The 4854-nt window shown below is 66.5% G+C and carries 5 protein-coding genes and 1 pseudogene; 3 read left to right on the top strand and 3 right to left on the bottom strand.

Translation table 11 applies throughout. The annotated features are described in order from the left end of the window. Nucleotides 1-87: pseudogene (locus IC50_RS17570) on the top strand (RNA polymerase-binding protein DksA); the annotation flags it as partial. 283 nt (nt 88-370) lie between these two features. Here IC50_RS17570 and IC50_RS17575 read toward each other — a convergent pair. Then, complete coding sequence (locus IC50_RS17575) at nt 371-769, bottom strand: winged helix-turn-helix transcriptional regulator (RefSeq protein WP_193374129.1); 399 nt, start codon at nt 767-769, stop codon at nt 371-373. A gap of 96 nt (nt 770-865) precedes the next feature. On the opposite strand from IC50_RS17575, the gene IC50_RS17580 reads away from it, so the two are divergent. Both IC50_RS17580 and IC50_RS17585 read left to right on the top strand, forming a co-directional pair. Next, entirely contained in the window at nt 866-1894 is a 1029-nt protein-coding gene (locus IC50_RS17580; protein ID WP_035707281.1) for an SDR family oxidoreductase, read from the top strand. Nucleotides 1895-1972: 78 nt separating this feature from the next. Further along, complete coding sequence (locus IC50_RS17585; RefSeq protein WP_035707284.1) at nt 1973-2752, top strand: 2-keto-4-pentenoate hydratase; 780 nt, start codon at nt 1973-1975, stop codon at nt 2750-2752. A gap of 239 nt (nt 2753-2991) precedes the next feature. Here the strand turns inward: IC50_RS17585 and flgH are convergent, their stop codons facing one another. Then, nucleotides 2992-3753 carry a flagellar basal body L-ring protein FlgH gene (gene flgH, locus IC50_RS17590; RefSeq protein ID WP_035707287.1) on the bottom strand — a complete coding sequence of 254 codons (762 nt, stop codon included), beginning with the start codon at nt 3751-3753 and terminating at the stop codon, nt 2992-2994. Nucleotides 3754-3756: 3 nt separating this feature from the next. Further along, nucleotides 3757-4854, bottom strand: a 1098-nt coding sequence (gene flgA, locus IC50_RS17595) for a flagellar basal body P-ring formation chaperone FlgA (RefSeq protein ID WP_035707290.1), incomplete at its 5' end; no start/stop codon positions are given.

The raw sequence follows: 4854 nt of genomic DNA on the forward strand, positions 1-4854 counted from the left end.
CGGCTCGAGGCCCGGCCCATCGCAACGCTCTCGGTGGAAGCGCAGGAGCGCCACGAGAAACGCGAGAAGGTCTATCGCGACGAATAGAGCCCGGGCCGCAGAGTTGCGGCTCTTTGTTTTTGGGACGCAAGGTGCCGTTTGGCGCCGTGATCCGCATTTTGCCTGCCGCTTGCAGCCGCACGGCGACGCGCGGGGCGTGATCGCGAAAAGTGAATCACGATCAATGGGCTAGACTCGATTCCTCCGAGCTCACGTGAGTTCGAATGAGAAACAGCCTTCACTTCAGGTGGGGGCGCGTTTTGCGAGTCGCATCAACGACATCGGCTCGAATGGTGAGGCGCCGATCCAGCTGCATCAAGCATCGCTGCAATCAGGTTTGTCGCAACGCCAAGAGGCGCGCGTCCCCATAAAGCCTGGACCAGCTCAACATTTCCTTAAACGCCGGCAAGAGGCCGTAAGCCGCATCCGTCAGTTCGTACTCGACCCGCAAGGGTTTCTCCGCGAGGACGTTGCGCGATACGAGGCCATCCTGCTCGAGTTCACGGAGCTGCGTGGTCAGCATGTGCTGGGTGATGCCGCCGATCGATCGTCGCAAGGCACCGAAGCGAACCGCACCGTTCATCAGCGTAAACAGGATCTCCAGTTTCCACTTGCCGCCGAGGGCGTGGATGGCCCGCTTGAAGTCGGCGAGCAGGGCAGGATCTGGGCTGCAATCGCAGTCGTCGTCGCAGTTGCTGGTCAGGTTTTCCATACCGGTCTCGACATCCATTCTACTTGTCCCCTTGGAGATAGTGACCAGATGCGGCCTTGAGCAGGGCCGCGGCGGAACCGATCCGCCGGCCCTCGCATCGAGGGGAATTTGGCAATGAGCACTGTTCTGGTCACCGGCGGGTCGGGCTTCGTCGGCATTCACGTCGTCCTGCAACTTCTGGCCGCGGGCCATGCCGTGCGGACGACGATACGCCGGCCTGATCGTCGGGACGACGTGCTGGCGATGCTGCGCGAGGGCGGGGCGGCTTCGCCGGAAACGGTATCCTTCTTCACGGCGGACCTCACGGCCGACGCGGGCTGGCGCGAGGCGATCGCCGGCTGCGACTACGTCCTGCACGTCGCCTCGCCGCTGTCGACCAGCGTACCCAAGGACGAGAACGAGATGATCGTCCCGGCCCGCGACGGCACGTTGCGGGTACTGCGCGCCGCACGCGAGGCCGGCGTCAGGCGCGTCGTCATCACCTCCTCGCTGGGCGCGATCGGCTACGGCCATCAGCCGCGTGAAAAACCGTTCGACGAGACCGACTGGACCAATCTCGATGGTCCCGACGTGCAGCCCTACATCAAATCCAAGGCGCTGGCCGAACGGGCGGCCTGGGATTTCATCGTGCGCGAGGGCGACGGCCTCGAACTGTCGGTGGTCAATCCCGCCGGCATTTTTGGTCCCGTGCTGGGGCCGGACTTCTCGGGCTCGATCGAGATCGTCAAATCGCTGCTCGACGGCGCCATGCCGGCGGTGCCGCGGGTCTATTTCGGCGTGGTCGACGTGCGCGATGTCGCCGATCTGCACCTGCGGGCGATGACGGCGCCCGAGGCCAGGGGCGAGCGCTTCATTGCGGTCTCCGGTGAAACGATGTCGATCCTCGGTATCGCCAAGGTGCTGCGGCGGGAACTCGGGCCGTCCGCACGCCGGGTTCCGCGGCTTCAGGCCCCCGACTGGCTGGTGCGGCTGGCCGCGACCCGGATTCCCCTGCTGCGTGCGGTCGTGCCGATGCTCGGCAGGGTGCGGCATTCCAGCAGCGCCAAGGCGAGGTCGCTGCTCGGCTGGGAGCCCCGCTCCAACCGCGAGGCGATCCTTGCGACCGCCGAGAGCCTGATCCGGCTCGGCCTGGTCAAGGCGTGAGGTTGCCCCTGGCTTGTCACGCCCGGGCGGGGATGCTGAAGTGCCGCCTTCGAATGCGTAGCGTGGGAGGCGGCGCCGATGGACAGGATTCTCGCAGCCGCAAAGGCAATCGCGCTGGCGCGCCGCAACCATGCACCGCTCGCGGCGCTGGAGCGTCCTCCTGCCGATGAAGCCGAGGGCTATCAGGTGCAGCGCGCGCTGCACGATCTTCTGCTGCCGCATGTCGGCCCGCTCATCGGCTACAAGATCGGCTGCACCAGCCAGGTGATGCAGGAGTACATCGGCATCCCGCACCCTTGCGGCGGCGGCGTGTTCCAGAAGGGCGTCCATGACAGCGGCGCCAAGCTCGCCACCTCCAACTATGTCCGGGTCGGCGTCGAATGCGAGATCGCGGTGCGGCTCAAGCGCGACCTTGCCGCCGGCGAAGCCCCATTCACGGCCGAATGGGTCGGCGAGGCAGTCGAGGCCTATCATCCCGCAATCGAGATCGTCGACGATCGCTACGTGAAGTGGGAAACGATGGGCGCGCCGACCTTGATCGCCGACGATTTCTTCGCCGCCGGCTGCGTGCTGGGTCCGTCGGTGCCGCGCTCGTCGGTTCCGGACCTGAAGGCGGTCAAGGGGCGCGCCATCGTCAACGGCGAGGAGGTGAGTCACGGCACCGGCGCCGACGTGCTCGGCCATCCTCACAACGCCCTCGCCTGGCTCGCCAACCACCTCGCCGCCGAAGGCAAGGGTCTGCACGCAGGGCAGCTCGTGCTCACCGGCAGCCTGGTCAAGACGCTGTGGCTGAAGGCCGGCGACAAGGTGCGGATGGAGCTCGACGGGCTCGGCGTGGTGGAGGCGGAGTTCACGTAGAGTGCGCCACGACATCCTCCGCTGTCATTCCCCGCGAAGGCGGGGAATCCAGTACGCCGCGCCGTATCGGTTTAGCAACTCGGGCCTCAGAGTACTGGATCGTCCGCCTTCGCGGACGATGACAGCAGCGGCCTTCCCAAAATACATGCGGCCTCCGGCAGGGGAGCTACCGGAGGCCGCGTCGTACATCGTCGTTCGCGCCTAGGTTCGCGAACACGATGTGGGAGCTCTGGAAGAAGCTAGAAGGGCAACAGCACGTCCATGACCTGCTGGCCGTAGCGCGGCTGCTGTACGTCGGTGATCTGGCCGCGGCCGCCATAGGCGATGCGGGCCTGCGCGATCTTGCTGGAATCGATGGTGTTGTCGCTCTGGATGTCTTCGGGGCGAACGATGCCGGCGACTACGAGCTCGCGGATCTCGTAGTTGACCCGGATCTCCTGCTTGCCCTCGACCACGAGGTTGCCGTTCGGCAGCACCTGCGTCACGACCGCGGCGACGTTGGTCTGCAGGGCTTCCGTGCGGTTGACCGACCCCTTGCCGTCGGCCGAGGACGTCGAGTCGGTGGTGAGAAGACGTCCGGGGAGAACCTTGAGCGGCTGCGTGACTGTCTGGCTGCCAATGAAGTCCGTAATCCCTGAGTCTTCCTTGCTGGTCCGGCTGCGCTGGGTCTCGTTGGAGAGATTGGCCTTGTCGGTGATGTTCACGGTCACGGTCAGGAGGTCGCCGACCTGGCGGGCGCGCTGGTCCTTGAAGAAGGCGCGGCTGCCGTTACGCCACAGCGAGTTCGGATTGTAGGAGGCGACTTCCGGCTTCGGCATCGGCATCTGCACCGGCTTGTAGCCGGGCTGCGTCGTCGGATTGTCGATCGCGGACAATTTCGGCTGCTCGCCGATCTGCGACAGGCGATCGATCGAGGAGCAGCCGCCCAGCGCGCAAGAGGCCAGTAGCAGGGCAGAGATCGCGATGCGACGAAGGCGGGAAGCCGAACTGAACGTGGACATGACTTACTCTGACTTGGCTGGAGCTTGCGAGATGCGGGCTTGCGGGATCTGGGCTTGTGCGACCTTGGCTTGTGCGACCTGGGCCGGCGACGCGGGGGCCTGGACCAGGCTCCGGACGAGGGCTGCAGTGTCGACGGGGGCGGGCGTCTCACCGCGCTTGATCGACGAGGTCTGCTCGACGGCCGGCACCATCGGCGCGGACTGACTTGCGCCCTGGACCGTCACCTGGCCGCGGCCGGTGACGATGCCGGTCAGCGTGCGCTTGGACTGCAGATTGAGCACGCTGATGCTGTCGCCCTCGGCGCCGTTCTCGACCGCCTTGCCGCGCGTGGTGAGATAGAGGCCGGGCACCTGGTAGATGATGGTGACGGCCTGGTCGCGCAGCACGAAGTCGGGCTTGACGATGTCGGCGATGCGGAGCGGCGTGCCCGCGCGCATCGGCCGGCGCAGCTGCATGCCGATGCTGCGGTCGCGCCCGGCCGGTTCGCCGGTGATCTCGGCCCTCGGCCGGCGCTCCAGCGAGAGATCGGAGGATTTCAGAAGCTCGGCGCGGTCGATGTCCCGGGTCAGCACGGCCACTTCCACGGTCTCGATCGCGGTGCCGGTGAAGCGCAGCCTGGTCGGCGCCGGATTGCTGTCGTTGGCTATCTCGAAGCCGACATCGAAACGGCCGCTGCGCGCATCGTAGCGGGTTGCGACCGGCTGGAGCGCGCCGGTGTTGGAGGCATCGAGCCGCATGTCGGCGACGCCGCGATCGAAGGTGACGGTGATGTTGGCGGCCTCGCCCAGGCCGAAGCGGCGCTCGAGCGCGGCGGCTACCGCGTTCTCGATCTCCTTGCTCGCGAGCGTGCGGGCGAGGCGGGTGACCTGGACCTCCTTGATGTCGCCGGTCATGACCCCGATCACCTGTTTGGCCCGCAACACCGAGAGCACTTGGCCGACCGTCAGCGTGCCGGTGGTGCCGAGATCGGGCGAGCGGTAGACCGGGATCAGCGCGGCCGATCCCGCGTTGTCGATGAGATCGCCGATCCGCACCACGTCCGAGGTCACGGTGACGCTCGTGCGCAGCGTCGGCGAGGCGATGAACTCGTCGGCGGGCGC

The organism is Bradyrhizobium genomosp. I (2014), from assembly GCF_000261685.1.
Classification (GTDB): Bacteria; Pseudomonadota; Alphaproteobacteria; order Rhizobiales; family Xanthobacteraceae; genus Bradyrhizobium.